Below are 13,087 nucleotides of genomic sequence, written 5' to 3'. Positions count from 1 at the left end.
GATATCACCCGCCAGAGCCTGCCCTTGACTGTTCCCGCTGCTGCCTGCGAAGCGCGAATTTACGGCGGCGGCGTTCGACGGTGGTCTCGCGGGCGTCCTGGCCTATGTGCTCCTCACCGCGCAGTTTTGCCAGCTGGATTTGTTTTTCGCGCTCGCGAAAACGGGCGCGGTCGGCTTCGGAGATGCTGTCGAAGCAGTGGGGGCAGCTGACGCCCTGCTCGAATTGTGGCGACTGCATCTCTTCTCCCGTAACCGGCCTGCGGCAGGCGTTGCACTGCTGATAGCTGCCGCGTTCCAGCTGGTGATCGACGGTCACGCGATCATCAAATACAAAACACTCGCCGCGCCACAGGGTCTGCTCCTCCGGTACTTCCTCCAGGTATTTGAGGATGCCGCCGCGCAGGTGGTAGACCTCTTCGAAACCCTGCTCTTTGAGGTAGGCGGTGGACTTTTCGCAGCGAATGCCGCCGGTGCAGAACATAGCCACCTTCTTGTGCCGGTCCGGGTCCAGGTGTTCCTGCACATACTGTGGAAATTCGCGGAAGCTGTCCGTCTTTGGATTGACGGCATTCGCAAAGCTGCCGACCTGAAACTCGTAGTCATTGCGGGTATCGATCAGCAGTACTTCCGGGTCGCTGATCAGTGCGTTCCAGTCCTGTGGTTGCACATAGGTGCCTACGGCGCGGCGCGGGTCGATACCCTCTACACCCATGGTGACGATTTCGCGCTTCAACTTTACTTTGCTGCGGCGAAAGGGGGCGCTGTCGGTGAAGGATTCCTTGTGCTCCAGGTCCGCCAGGCGCGGATCGCTTTGCAGGTACGCCAGCAGGGCGTCGATGCCCCCAGGGCTGCCGGCCACTGTCCCGTTGATGCCCTCGCGGGCGAGCAACAGTGTTCCGCGCACGCGGTTGTCCAGCATGACATTGAGCAGGGGTTGGCGCAGGGATTCGAAGTCGTCCAGACAGACGAACTTGTACAGCGCACAGACTGTATACGAACTCATGGTGATTCCTTGTTGCGGGTCGGAGCGTAAATCCGAGGCAATAAGTCAGATCCCGGCCGCTAGAATCGGGCGGCGGCGGGGGTGAAACAGTTGCTTATCTTATCCCAACAGGGGTGAATTGTCGCCTTTTTGTCGGGTGATTGACCGGCGGGACACAAGCTGCCAAAGTGCCACCCAATATCCGGGCCACAGAGTGATTATTGCTATGGAAGAAGAGTTTGTCCCCAAAGAGTCGGCACTCTGTCAGTCGTACACAGAGAACGGAATCACTGTTCAGATCGATATTTACGAAGATGGTGAGGGTGCTTGGCTGCTGGAAATTGTCGATGAAAACAATAACACCACTGTCTGGGAGGATACGTTCACTTCCGAGCAGGGTGCGCTGGACGAGGCGCTGGAAGCGCTGAGCGAAGAGGGTATCGCCAGTTTCGTGGGGTCCGTTTCCACTGAGGGCGACGGTTAGGTTCCTGTGCATTCCACCGGCTGGGTGGGGAATCCGGCAGGGCGCGTTTTTGGGGGTTTGACACCACCGGCTGAAGATTTCCCTGCTAGGGTTTAGAAAGAAGGGAATCGCGACAGTGTGACAGCACACAGCCCTATCAGGGCACTGCCGCGGGATCTCAGGGAGCAGCGGTCCGCGGCAGTGCCATTTGGTATCAATCGCCGATGTTGTGACCGTGAAAACTCTGTTTTTGCTATTCCTGTTATTGCCCGGTGCCGCCACCGGGGCAAGTGTTTCGCTCTCCGCACAGCGCATCCTGCAAACGGGCCTGGTGGAGGCGAGACTGGTGGTCGAGCTGGCCGGCTATGCCATAGTCGCAGGGCGCAGCTGCGCAGACTGTGACGAGAACATCTCCATCTATCTCTACCCCATTCTGCGTCTGGACGCGCGCGACAAGCCCGATATCGACCGCTATACCTATCCGGGACATTACAGCGACTATTTGAGTCGGCTGCCGGTGGAACATACGCGCATGTTTTACGGGCGCTGTTATGAAAACGAACCCGCGCTCTTGTGGCTGAGTGAATACCGCCGGGCGGACGGCTGGGTCAAATCCGAGTATCTGATAGTCTTTGGCGAGGAGGGCCTGCAACACCGCTACAACGAGGGCCGCCAGCCGAGTACCCCTTACCTCGATAATCCCCAATGTGTCGAGTTGCCGGGAATTGCCGCGGAAACGGAACCCTGAAGGGGAGCAGGGTGAAGGTCTTCACCCTGCGGTGGTAGATCTTTGCAAGGCATTGATCCGGTAACTGATTGAGTTGCCGGGTTAACAGCGGCAAAAAAAAGCCCCGCTGGGCGGGGCTTTGGTCCACGGGCGGTCCGCGGTTACTGTTGCGATTCGCTGGTGGGCTTACCTTCGTACCGGCTCGAAGACAATTTTCAGTTTCTTTTTGCCCCAGCGGCGGGCTTTTTTGATGTCCTTCTCCATCCACACGTCAATGCGGTTGGTGAACCGCTTGTTCATGCGGTCACGTACGGTGTAGGTGCCGGACAGGCCCTGAATACGCACCTTGGCGCCATTGGTGAGGCCGTGTTTCTCCAGGTCTCTGGATACCGCGATGATCTTGTCACCGGGTCGAAGGCGGTTGTTCCAGGCCGCAACCCAGGGATCATCGTCTGTTTGTCCCGGCACAGAATTGTATGCGGTAGCGTCGACGACCATGGTCTTTTCCACTTTGACGGCAGCCGCGGCAGTTGTACTGACGATCGCTACCAGCATAGCGATAAAGAAATATACCGCGCTGTGCAAAGTCTGTTTGATCATATCCCGTTACCTCCAGGAATTTTGTCGGCCACAGTCCTCAAAAACTTGCGGCATCTCCTAAGACGTTTTAGCAATAACTGGTTAAAAATTAAGCAGCGAGGGTTATGTTACGGGGAGCAGGCGTGAATTCAATTTTTGGCCGGTGGAAAATAAACAGGCATGGAGCGTATTGTTGTTTGCCTTTTTTCTAGGTTGTGGTCGCCCGGTGGGAAGCGATATTGGTCTCAGGTTTCACGGGGTCGAGAATCCGGGGAAATCCGATCAGACAGCGTTGTCAGCTTTGAGCAAATGATTGCGTTGTCATTGTGATTGATGACAGCGATGTCTTTTCTGATTATTTGGCCAATGCGACCAAAATTTGGTCGATTCCCGAAGTGAAAGGCACAGTGTTCTCAAGCGATTATTTGCGACTGGTTGGTCAAAAAATGAAAATTTCCCCGTTTTTACCCCTGAATACCGAGTCGGAAACCGGTTGTCCGGGGCCTATCGGGCGAAGGGCCGGTATAGGGTGGGAGGCTATCCTCCGGGCCGCTCGGCAGTTATGCGGCTGTGGCGCAAGGGGATTCAGAGCGCGGAGGTGGCGGTTTTGGTGTCCGGATAGGCCTTTTGCCGGAGGGCCAACAGGTAGTCGATATCCTCCTCTAGGTCCGCAAAGCCATGGTCTCGGTCCAGTTCCACCGCCTTTTCCACCCAGGTGATGGCCTCCTCCAGGTTGCCCTGCCATTCGCAAACCTGCCCCAGGTTGAAGAAGGTGATCGCCAGGTTGTGCCACTGCCGTTGCCGGGTTAGGCCGCCGATTGCCCCGCGATAGAGGCGGTAGGCATTGCGCAACAGGTGGCTGCGCCGGGCCGCTTGGTCCTCACTGGCGGCCTGCTGATGATAGCTGTAGGCCAGCGCGGAACTGACCTGGGCGGCCGAGTACCGCAGCGGCGCGCCTGAGTCCAAATAGTCCAGTACCGCCTGGAATTGCGCGCGGGCCAGGGGGTGGAGGTCCGGCCGGTGCCGTTTCGCCAGCGCGGTCAGCACCATACCGTAGCGGTAGCGCAATTCCTGCTGTCGGCGGGAATCGGCGGCCAGGGCGGAGATGGCACTCTCGTACCGAGGCAGGGCGGCCTCGTAGTCCCCCTGCCGGGCGGACGCTTCCGCAGAATCAATCAGCGCCCGGACGCCGGCCGGTGCAGTCTCACACCGGGCTGTTGGCGCCAATAGAAAGGCGCAGAAAAAGAGACTGGTGACCGCTTTTAACATGACCTCTGGCTGCCTGCCGGTTGGGCGTGTCGTGCTATCTCCTTACAGTAAACCGCTATTTATGCAGCTGTGCCAGCAGGCCCTGCAAAGGGTGGCGCAACTTAATACCCGCAAAGCGATGGGCCTGGCAGCGGCAGGAAAAACCACTGGCCAGTAACTGGTCCGTCTCGCCGTTGAGGCGCGGTGCCCAGGACTGCTGGAAAATCGCCCGGGAGGTCTCTTTGTGCGCGGTTTCATGGCCGTAGGTGCCGGCCATGCCGCAACAGCCCAGGCGCTCTGTTGTCAGCTCCAGACCGAGCGCGGCAAAGACACTGTGCCAGTCCCCCAGCGAATCCCTGGCATTGGTCTGCTCACTGCAGTGGGGCAGCAGCTGGAAACGGGTCTGCCTCACCCGGTGGCGCTGCTGTACCAGATGCTGGCTGTGGCCCGCCAGCCACTCCTGCAGCAGCTGTACCTTTGGCGCTTGGTCACCCATCACCTTGCGGTATTCGGAGCGGTAGACAATTGTCATGGAGGGGTCGACACCCACTAGTGGTATCCCCGATTCCGCCAGTTTTTTCAGCATGGCACTGTTGGCCAGGGCCACCCGTTCGAACTGGCGTAAAAAGCCGTGCACATGCAGGGGTTTGCCATTGGCGTGAAAAGGCGCGACCAATGGGAAAAAATCCAGTCTCTTCAGCAGGTGCAGCAGATCCGCCACCATTTCGGCATCGAAATAACTGGTGAAAGCGTCCTGCACTATGATGACAGCCCTCTCCCGTTGGGCAGGGCCCAGAGAGTCCAGACAGGCGTGACTGGCCAGGGGTACACCCAGCTCGGACATGGATTTTGTCAGGCGCTTGCGGGCCAGCATCGGGCTGTCCACCAGGCCCAGCCCCCGCTCCAGCAAGCGGCGTACCGGCGCCAGTTTCATTGGCCAGTTGTAGAGCTGCGGCAGCCTGGCCAGTTGTGGCATGGTGAACTCCAGGGCACCGACAAAATAATCCCGCAGCGGCCGCAGGTAGCGGCTGTAGTACAGCTCCAGAAACTTAGCGCGAAATTCGGGTACATCCACTTTGATAGGGCACTGACCGGTACAGGACTTGCAGCCCAGGCAGCCCTGCATGGCCGCGTTTACTTCGTGATTGAAATCGTACTCGCCTCTGGCCCGGGCCAGCGAATGCTTGATACGCCCCGGCAGACCGACAAAGAAGGACTGCTCGCGGAATTTGCGACTCGCCTCGGCCGCATCCACACCCCGGTTACTGAGAAGGCGCAGCCACTCCCGCATTAGAGACGCGCGCCCCTTGGGGGAGTGGATACGCTCTCGGGTGGCTTTGTAGGAGGGACACATTGCTGAGTCCGGGTCCCAATTGAAACAGGCACCGTTGCCGTTGCAGTGCACGCCCTCGCTATAGCCATCCCATACCTGGGCGGGGATCTGGCGGTCCCGTTCACCGCGGGTGGGTACCGCATCGATTTTCAGCAGTCCCGAGGCGATGCTGGGGGTGGCGACCTTGCCTGGATTCAGCTGGTTGCGGGGATCGAAGGCGGCCTTGATTCTCTGCAATTCTGGGTAGAGTTCGCCAAAAAATTCCGGCGCGTATTCCGCGCGCACACCCTTGCCGTGTTCGCCCCACAGCAGACCACCGTATTTTTGTACGAGCGCCACGACTTTGTCGGTGATCGGGCGGATCAGTGCTGCCTGTGCCGGGTCCTTCATGTCGATGGCCGGCCGCACGTGCAGCACCCCGGCGTCCACATGACCGAACATGCCGTAATCGAGTCCCATCTCATCCAGCACAGCGCGAAATTCACCGATAAAGTCCGCCAGATGCTCGGGCGGCACACAGGTATCTTCGACAAACGGGATGGGGCGTTTCTCACCGTGCACATTGCCCAGCAGGCCAACGGCGCGCTTGCGCATGGCCCAGATTTTGTCCACTTCCGCGTGGCCCCTGGCAATGGAGTAGCCGATACTCTTGCCGGCCTGGCCCAGCAGAGCGTCCACGCCGCTGGTGAACTGCTTCAGGGTCAGATCCAGCTCCTCCTCGGAGGCGGCGGTGTACTCCACCAGGTTGATGCCTTTGACCCGGCCTTTATCGCCCGCGAAATACTCGCTTACGCTGGTCCAGACAATGTCCTCCATCGCCAGCTGCAATACTTTGCTGTCCACAGTTTCAATGGAAGTGGGCCCGGCCCGCATCAGCGATTCCGTATCCCGCAGCGCGTCCCGGAAATGGTCGTATTTCAGGTTGACCAGAGCGACGCATTTGGGAATTCGAAGAACCCTGAGCTTGGCCTCGGCGACAAAGCCCAGGCTGCCCTCGGAGCCGCACAGCACACTGTTCAGGTCGAAGTGTTCACCGTCGCGCCCGGTGCCCAGGTGGGCGAGATCGTAGCCGGTGAGGCAGCGGTTCAGTTGAGGGAATTTCCGCGCGATCAGATCGGCTTTGTCCCGGGCGATGGCCGCGCATACCCGGTGCGCCTCCCCCACCCGGTCGCCGCGGGCGCTCGCCCGCTGCAATGTCTCGCCGTCAATGGGTTGCGAGCGCCAGAGTTCACCTCCCAGCAGTACCGTGGCCAGTTCCAGCACATGGTCGCGGGTCTTGCCATAGACACAGGAGCCCTGACCGGAGGCGTCGGTGTTGATCATGCCGCCGATAGTGGCGCGGTCGCTGGTGGACAGCTCCGGCGCGAAGAAGAGCCCGTGGGGCTGTAGGGCCGCGTTGAGCTGGTCTTTCACCACTCCCGCCTGCACTTTTACCCAGCGTTGTTCGGCGTCGATCTCCAGGATGCGGTTCATGTGCCGGGACAGATCCACCACCAGACCATCGGTCAGCGACTGGCCGTTGGTGCCGGTGCCGCCGCCCCGGGGGGACAGGACGACCGTGTGGAATTCCTCGCGGTCCGCCAACTCCGCCAGCAACTGCAGATCGCCGGTGTCCCGCGGGTAGATCACGGCCTGCGGCAGCACCTGGTAAATGGAGTTGTCGGTGGCCAGCACAGTGCGGCTGGCGTAACTGGGACTGGTGTCGCCGCGAAAGCCGGCTTCCGTCAGGGCCCGCAGAAAGGCCAAATAGAGCGCTTGCACCTCGTCTACTTCGCGCAGTGCTGGAATCATGGGTTTGCTCGTGATACTCGGCAGGGTCTGGCATTGTAGCCGCGGCAATTGGGCATGCAAGATGCGGCGGCCGGTAACTGGCGGCTGACCCGGCGGCCATCGTCATTGTTATACAAAAAGAGGCGCTTGTATAAGTGCTGTACTCGCACTATACATGCTGCACAGGGCTTGCAAACTGTCCAATTGATATGAAGATCGAACTTTTGGTGCGCAGGATTCCCGTCGGTATCAGCCAGTGCGCCATGGGGGATCCGGTACGTTACAACGCCGGACACAAACACAGCAAAGTGTGCACTGAACTGCTCAGCCGCTGTTTTGAGTTTGTGCCCCTGTGTCCCGAGGTGGCGATTGGTCTGGGGGTGCCCCGGGATCCGATACGGCTGGTCAAGGACGACTCCTCCCCCGATGCGGCGGTGCGGGCGCTGGGTGTGGTGGACGAATCCCTGGACGTGACCCGACCGCTGCGCGCTTACGCGGACCAGGTGGCGCCCCGGTTGCAGTCGGTGCGCGGTTATATCCTGATGCAGAATTCCCCCAGCTGCGGTCTCGCGGGGGTGCGCCGCTACCTGCCCAATGGACACGGTATCGACAGTGGCGGTACCGGCGTGTTCGCGCAGCGCCTGAGGGAGCTTTTCCCTCACCTGCCCATGGAGGAGGTGGGTCGGCTCAACAACAGCGAAATACGCGAGAATTTCCTCACCCGGGTTTTCGCCTATGACGCCTGGTTTCGCTATGTGGGGGAGCCGGTGGGTCCCGCCCGAGTGATCGAGTTCTTCACCGCCTACAAATACCTGTTGCTGGCCCACCACCAGCACAAGACCCGCGAGCTGGGTCAGCTGCTCGCCAATGTGGGAGCCCTGGAGCCGAACCAGCTGGGCCTATCAGTGCTGGGTCACATTATGGATATCCTGTCCCACCCGGCCAGCCGCAAGGACCGCACCAACGCTCTGATGCATGTGCAGGGCCACCTGAAGCACTACCTGAACCGCAGCGAGAGGGCCGAGCTGACCCGACTGATCGACGACTACCGGCAGGGCCTGAAGCCGGTGTCCGCGGTGTTGACCCTGTTGCGCCACTATCTGCCGCGCAGCCCCCACCAGTTTATTCACAGCCAGTTGTTACTGGCCGCTGAACCGGCGGAGTTGGGGTTGTGCGACTTTCACTGAGGGAGGACGTCGTGAAAACAGCGCTTTTGTTCCGGGCCTCAACCACCGCGTGGGCATTGGGCAATGCCCTGGGCCGATAGCGCCGCTGATGCGGCCGCGAGGCTGCCGATCCGGCAGGTGGCAAGGCGCACCGGGGTCAACCCGGTCACTTTGCGCGCCTGGGAGCGTCGTTACGGTTTGCTGGCACCGCAGAGAACGGCTAAAGGACACCGGCTCTACAGCGAAGCGGAGGTAGCCCGGATTGGTGAAATCCTCTCCTGGTTGGCGCGTGGCGTGGCCATCAGCAGGGTGCGCCCGTTATTGGAGCGGGCGGATGTCAGCGGCCAGCTGGAGACGGCTGAGGACCACTGGGAAAGGCTGGTGGGGCTGGCCGCTGCATCGGTGGCGCAGCTGAATGCCGGCCAATTGCGTGCCTGCCTGGAGCATATCCTGGCCAGATACCCCCCCTCCCTGGTACACGATCACTGGTTGGTACCCCTGCAGCGCCGGTTATCCGGCCAGATGCATTTCGGCGCTGCCCTGGCCAGGGCCTATTTCTGGCAACTGCTTACCCAGCGGCTGGCGGTGATGCCGGATGAGAGCCGGGAGGCGCGGCACCGGAACGGCGGCAAGGGGCCCAGGTTGCTGCTGGTGAGTTTCCCCGGTATGGAACAGCAGGCATTCGCAGCTCTATTCTCCCGGGCCTTGACCTGCGGCGCTTTTGACGTCGTGAATCTTCCCGCTGAAGCCGACCTGGGCGAACTGGCATTTGCGGAGAAACAGCTCGGCGTGCAGGGGATAATCTGTTACAGCCACAATGCGCTGCCGACGGCCATCCTCGGCAACGGCATGGCGCGCACGGCGCGAAGCCTGCAGGTACCACTCTGGTTTGCCGGTGGCCTGGTAAGCCTGCAGCGCCGCGACCTGCAGCCCTTCATTAGCGCCGGCCTCTGCCGGCTGCTGCCGGAGGACTGCGCCGGCGCTGTGCGCAGACTGCGGGAGCCGTGGTAATGACCCCTGCAAGCCGGCTGGAACGGGGCCTGGTCTGGTTTCGCACGGATCTGAGGCTGGATGACAACACAGCACTCTACCGGGCGGTAAAGCAGTGCGCGGCGGTAGCCGGTATTTTTCTCGCCTGCCCGGGGTCCTGGCGCCGCCATAATGAGGGCGACCCGCTGATCGCTTTTCGCCTCGCCTGCCTGCGCGAACTTCAATCCAGTCTGGCGGAGCGCAATATTCCCCTTTATTTCCTGGAACTGCACGATTTCTCCCGGGTGCCGCGGGCACTGCAACAGGTGGTGAAAAAACTGCGTATCGACACACTGTTTGCCAACGCCGAATATCCACTGAACGAACAGCGGCGCGATGCGGCGGTGCGCGAAGCCCTCGAGGGTGTGGGGGTGGGGGTCGAGTACTGCAGTGACCGCACCCTGGCGCCGCCGGGGAGCTTGAAAACCGGAGGTGGGGAAGCCTACAAGGTATTTACGCCGTTCAAACGCGCCTTTATCTCCCAGTGGGACGGCGACGCTTTCAAGCCGCTCCCCGCGCCGGGCAAAACCGGTGTCGCACCCTGGCCGCGGTGGCTGGAGGTGGCGGGGCCGGGCAACCTTGTGCAAACCTTGCCGGATACCGTGTCCGGCTATCCAGCAGTTCCCGTGCACAGGGGCCGGCTGTATGGCTGGCTACCCGGCGAGAAAGCGGCCCGACAGCGTTTGCAGGCGTTTCGCCAAGTGATGGACAGCTATGCGGCACAGCGGGACTTCCCCGCTATCGATGCCACCTCGCGCCTGTCCCCCTATCTCAACTGCGGCGCCATCTCGGTGCGTCGTTGCGCGTATACGGCGCTGACCTGCAACCAGGGGCGCTGGACCGGTGGCAGCGAGGGTGCCAGTTGCTGGCTCAGCGAGCTGTTGTGGCGGGAGTTTTACACCCACCTGATTGTTGCCTATCCGCGCCTGTGCATGGGCAGGCCGTTCAAGCTGGAGACGGATGCGGTGCCCTGGTCTGCAAACAGGGCGCAATTCGCCCGGTGGTGCCGGGGGGCGACAGGTGTGCCCATCGTGGACGCGGCCATGCGGCAGCTGCAGCAAACCGGCTGGATGCACAATCGGCTGCGTATGATAGTGGCGTCGTTTCTCAGCAAGAATTTATTGCTGGACTGGCGCTGGGGTGAACGCTTTTTTATGCAGCACCTGATTGATGGAGATTTCGCCGCCAACAATGGTGGCTGGCAGTGGGCGGCCTCCACCGGCACCGATGCGGCGCCCTATTTTCGTGTTTTCAACCCCTACAGCCAGTCGCAGAAATTTGATCCGAACGGGGAATTTATCCGCCGCTTTGTGCCGGAACTGGCCGGCCTCGGCGATGCGGAAATTCACTGTCCGCCCCGCTTATCCACCTATCCGCAGCCAATTTGTGATGTCCGGGAGACACGCAAAAGGGCGATTCAGGTTTTCGCACAGCTGAAATAACGCATCCATTGCTCCCTTAGATCGCGGCTGCCGGCAGCAGCGCCGAGCGGGTGTCTATACTTGCCCAATCGCAGCCCAGTCAACGGAGTGCAGCATGGCGATATTTCCCCGATCTCTTATTTTTGTTCTGGCACTTGCCATTGTTTCCGTCAGCCACGCAGACGATATCACCTCGGACCTGTATCGCGGTTTCGTCGTGTTTGGAGACAGTCTGTCCGACAGTGGCAATGCGGGTGTGTTTACCAGTGCCGACCCCGACGGGGTGATTCCCCGGCAGCCGGCGATCAGCTTTACCGCGCAAAGGTTTGGCCTGCCGATGCTGATACCCTCCTGTTTCGGTCTCGGCCCCGCCTTCGGTGGCGCTATTCCCTGTGCACCGGCGCCGGGCACACCGGAGCAGCAGGTGGCGCAGATAGTCAACTCGGTGTTGACCAATGGCAGCAACTGGGCGGTGGGCGGAAACCGGTCGGCGGACGTGTTGTTGGCGCTGGTGGGGCCGCAACGCTTCCGGGAGCTGTTCCCCAACACTACAGTGGCGGACCACAATGAGCTCAGTATTATCCTGCCGGACTCCAGCCGCTGTGGCCCGGACGGCATCTGCGACCCCGCCGCAGGTGAGAGCCCCTATCTCAGCCCCGCCGAGACGGCGCAGGTGGTTGCAGCTTTCGGCAACCCGGCGGCGTTACAGGCGCTGGTGGACGACCCCAACAACAATATCACCCTCACCGGTGTCCCCTTCGCCACCGGCCAGGGTTTCCTGCCGCAAAATGCAATAGCGGGCGACCAGCTTTATTATCTGAACGGCGGGGGCAACGATATTATCTCCGGTGTTCTGGCCGGTACCATTTCGCCGGCCAGCATGGAGCGTGCGGCCGGTTTTCTGGCCGGTGCGGCGGCCGAACTCAGGGCCGCTGGTGCCCGCTTTGTGGTGGTATCCAACGTGCCCGGGGTCGGCAGTACACCGCTGATGAACGACCTGGGACCAGCGGCGGTCAGCGCCGCCAGTATCGGCACCCAGCTCTACAATGCCTCCCTGCGGCGCCAGATCAATCTGGTTGGCAATGTGCTCATCCTCGACAGCGAAGGCATAGCTGCCCTGGCGCTGGAGCGGCCGGGCCTGTTCGGTTTTGCCGATATCAATCAGGCCGCCACCTGCTATGCGGCGGGGGCCTGCGCCAATCCGGACCCGGTATACAGTGAGGGTGGCAGCGCGCCCAATGCGAACCAGCTGTATTTCAACGACGGTGTTCACCCAACGCTGGCGGCCCAGCGTGTGCTGGGGGATTACTATTTCTCGGTTCTGAACGCCCCGGTCGGCCTCGGCATGCTGCCGGATCTGGGCTACCAGAATCTGCGTGCGCACCAGTCCAACATCGATCACCACCTGGTGGCGCAGCGTTTTCGCGAACCCGCTACCACGGTCTTTTTGGGCGGCGCCTGGCAGCGCACGGACCTGGGGCAGGGCCCGGCCCCCAATGACGACGACAATGCCTGGGATGGCCTGATCGGTTTCAGTGTGGCCTCCGGGGATCATTTCGAGTGGGCATTGGCCCTTTCTTACGGCACTACCGACTACAAACCCAGGCACCTGTCTCTGGAGGCGGACAACCTGAACCTGAGTTGGATAGCCCGCTGGAACAACCAGCGTTTCTTTATCGATGGCGGCCTTACCTATAGCGATATCGACTACGACGAAGTGGACCGGCGCATCCGCCTCGGCGATACGTTTTCCACCCGCATACAGGGGGATACCGATGGGGATGCCTCGGCCTTGTTTGTGCGTGCGGGCTTTGACTCTGTGCCGGCGCTGCCCTGCCAGATAGGTCCCTTTGTTGCGGTTTCCTTGAGCCAGGTGGATGTGGACGCCTTCAGCGAGGACACCAACCGCGATCTCACTGTAATCGGCAGCAATGGGGAAACCCTGGACCCGGTGGGTCTGCGTGTGCGTCACCAGAGCCGGGATTACTATCGCTATCGCGCCGGCTTTTTCTACAATGCGCCCAAGGATCTCGACTGGCGCTGGTTTGGTGAAGTGTGGCTGGAAGCTGCCGATGGCGACAATACCGATACAGTGGGTATCGGCCTCAAATCGATTCGGGGCAACAGCGCTTTTCTAGCCGGTTACGACAGTCGCAAGGAGGGCTTTTTTCAGAACGGCGTGGGCGCACTGGTGGGGCTCAACCTCACTGACCAGTTCCAGTTGAGTGGCAATATTTTGGTGGGGTCGGAAGATACCGTGGGCGGCCTAAACATCAATTATCGCTTCTGAGAACAGGGCGCCGTTATGGCGCCCTGCTTTTTTAAGGAACCACTCCGGCAGGGGGTGAGTGTGTCGACAGGGCGTCGAC

General features: G+C 60.9%; 10 protein-coding genes. 6 read left to right on the top strand and 4 right to left on the bottom strand.

Annotated elements, in window-relative coordinates:
- Positions 1 to 4: 4 nt before the first annotated feature.
- Positions 5 to 1,003, bottom strand: a complete 999-nt coding sequence (locus ABVT36_RS07565) for a rhodanese-related sulfurtransferase (protein ID WP_368456008.1) — start codon at positions 1,001 to 1,003, stop codon at positions 5 to 7.
- Positions 1,004 to 1,208: 205 nt separating this feature from the next.
- Between ABVT36_RS07565 and ABVT36_RS07560 the strand changes: the two genes are divergently transcribed.
- Complete coding sequence (locus ABVT36_RS07560) at positions 1,209 to 1,466, top strand: hypothetical protein (protein ID WP_367149201.1); 258 nt, start codon at positions 1,209 to 1,211, stop codon at positions 1,464 to 1,466.
- 214 nt (positions 1,467 to 1,680) lie between these two features.
- Entirely contained in the window at positions 1,681 to 2,193 is a 513-nt protein-coding gene (locus tag ABVT36_RS07555) for a hypothetical protein (protein ID WP_367149203.1), read from the top strand.
- 165 nt (positions 2,194 to 2,358) lie between these two features.
- On the opposite strand, the gene ABVT36_RS07550 is transcribed toward ABVT36_RS07555, so the two are convergent.
- The 3 genes from ABVT36_RS07550 to ABVT36_RS07540 form a co-directional block, all read right to left on the bottom strand.
- Positions 2,359 to 2,772, bottom strand: coding sequence for a 3D domain-containing protein (locus ABVT36_RS07550; RefSeq protein ID WP_367149204.1), 414 nt, complete (start codon positions 2,770 to 2,772; stop codon positions 2,359 to 2,361).
- A gap of 564 nt (positions 2,773 to 3,336) precedes the next feature.
- Entirely contained in the window at positions 3,337 to 4,020 is a 684-nt protein-coding gene (locus ABVT36_RS07545) for a tetratricopeptide repeat protein (RefSeq protein ID WP_368456007.1), read from the bottom strand.
- Between the two features lie 55 nt (positions 4,021 to 4,075).
- The gene (locus ABVT36_RS07540) at positions 4,076 to 7,123 is read right to left on the bottom strand and encodes an FAD-binding and (Fe-S)-binding domain-containing protein (protein ID WP_368456006.1); all 3,048 of its coding nucleotides are present in this window, start codon (positions 7,121 to 7,123) and stop codon (positions 4,076 to 4,078) included.
- A 188-nt stretch (positions 7,124 to 7,311) separates the two neighbouring features.
- On the opposite strand from ABVT36_RS07540, the gene ABVT36_RS07535 reads away from it, so the two are divergent.
- The 4 genes from ABVT36_RS07535 (at position 7,312) to ABVT36_RS07520 (ending at position 13,008) form a co-directional block, all read left to right on the top strand.
- The gene (locus ABVT36_RS07535) at positions 7,312 to 8,289 is read left to right on the top strand and encodes a YbgA family protein (RefSeq protein WP_368456005.1); all 978 of its coding nucleotides are present in this window, start codon (positions 7,312 to 7,314) and stop codon (positions 8,287 to 8,289) included.
- Between the two features lie 63 nt (positions 8,290 to 8,352).
- Entirely contained in the window at positions 8,353 to 9,279 is a 927-nt protein-coding gene (locus ABVT36_RS07530; RefSeq protein ID WP_368456004.1) for a MerR family transcriptional regulator, read from the top strand.
- Positions 9,279 to 10,739: a deoxyribodipyrimidine photo-lyase gene (gene phrB / locus ABVT36_RS07525; RefSeq protein ID WP_368456003.1), complete on the top strand. Its 1,461-nt coding sequence runs from the start codon at positions 9,279 to 9,281 to the stop codon at positions 10,737 to 10,739. The genes ABVT36_RS07530 and phrB overlap by 1 nt, the downstream gene beginning before the upstream one ends.
- Before the next feature lie 94 nt (positions 10,740 to 10,833).
- Entirely contained in the window at positions 10,834 to 13,008 is a 2,175-nt protein-coding gene (locus tag ABVT36_RS07520; RefSeq protein WP_368456002.1) for an autotransporter outer membrane beta-barrel domain-containing protein, read from the top strand.
- The last annotated feature ends 79 nt before the right edge of the window (positions 13,009 to 13,087 follow it).

The organism is Microbulbifer sp. TYP-18 (assembly GCF_040932045.1).
Lineage (GTDB): Bacteria > Pseudomonadota > Gammaproteobacteria > Pseudomonadales > Cellvibrionaceae > Microbulbifer.
The sequence above is the reverse complement of the archived record's forward strand: the minus strand, read 5'-3'. Positions and strand labels throughout refer to the sequence as shown.

Excerpts from the sequence above, each read along its gene's own strand:
- ABVT36_RS07565 (WP_368456008.1), bottom strand. The coding sequence starts at position 1,003 with ATGAGTTCGTATACAGTCTGTGCGCTGTACAAGTTCGTCTGTCTGGAC.
- ABVT36_RS07560 (WP_367149201.1), top strand. The coding sequence starts at position 1,209 with ATGGAAGAAGAGTTTGTCCCCAAAGAGTCGGCACTCTGTCAGTCGTAC.
- ABVT36_RS07550 (WP_367149204.1), bottom strand. The coding sequence starts at position 2,772 with ATGATCAAACAGACTTTGCACAGCGCGGTATATTTCTTTATCGCTATG.
- ABVT36_RS07545 (WP_368456007.1), bottom strand. The coding sequence starts at position 4,020 with ATGTTAAAAGCGGTCACCAGTCTCTTTTTCTGCGCCTTTCTATTGGCG.
- ABVT36_RS07540 (WP_368456006.1), bottom strand. The coding sequence starts at position 7,123 with ATGATTCCAGCACTGCGCGAAGTAGACGAGGTGCAAGCGCTCTATTTG.
- ABVT36_RS07535 (WP_368456005.1), top strand. The coding sequence starts at position 7,312 with ATGAAGATCGAACTTTTGGTGCGCAGGATTCCCGTCGGTATCAGCCAG.
- ABVT36_RS07530 (WP_368456004.1), top strand. The coding sequence starts at position 8,353 with ATGCCCTGGGCCGATAGCGCCGCTGATGCGGCCGCGAGGCTGCCGATC.
- phrB (WP_368456003.1), top strand. The coding sequence starts at position 9,279 with ATGACCCCTGCAAGCCGGCTGGAACGGGGCCTGGTCTGGTTTCGCACG.
- ABVT36_RS07520 (WP_368456002.1), top strand. The coding sequence starts at position 10,834 with ATGGCGATATTTCCCCGATCTCTTATTTTTGTTCTGGCACTTGCCATT.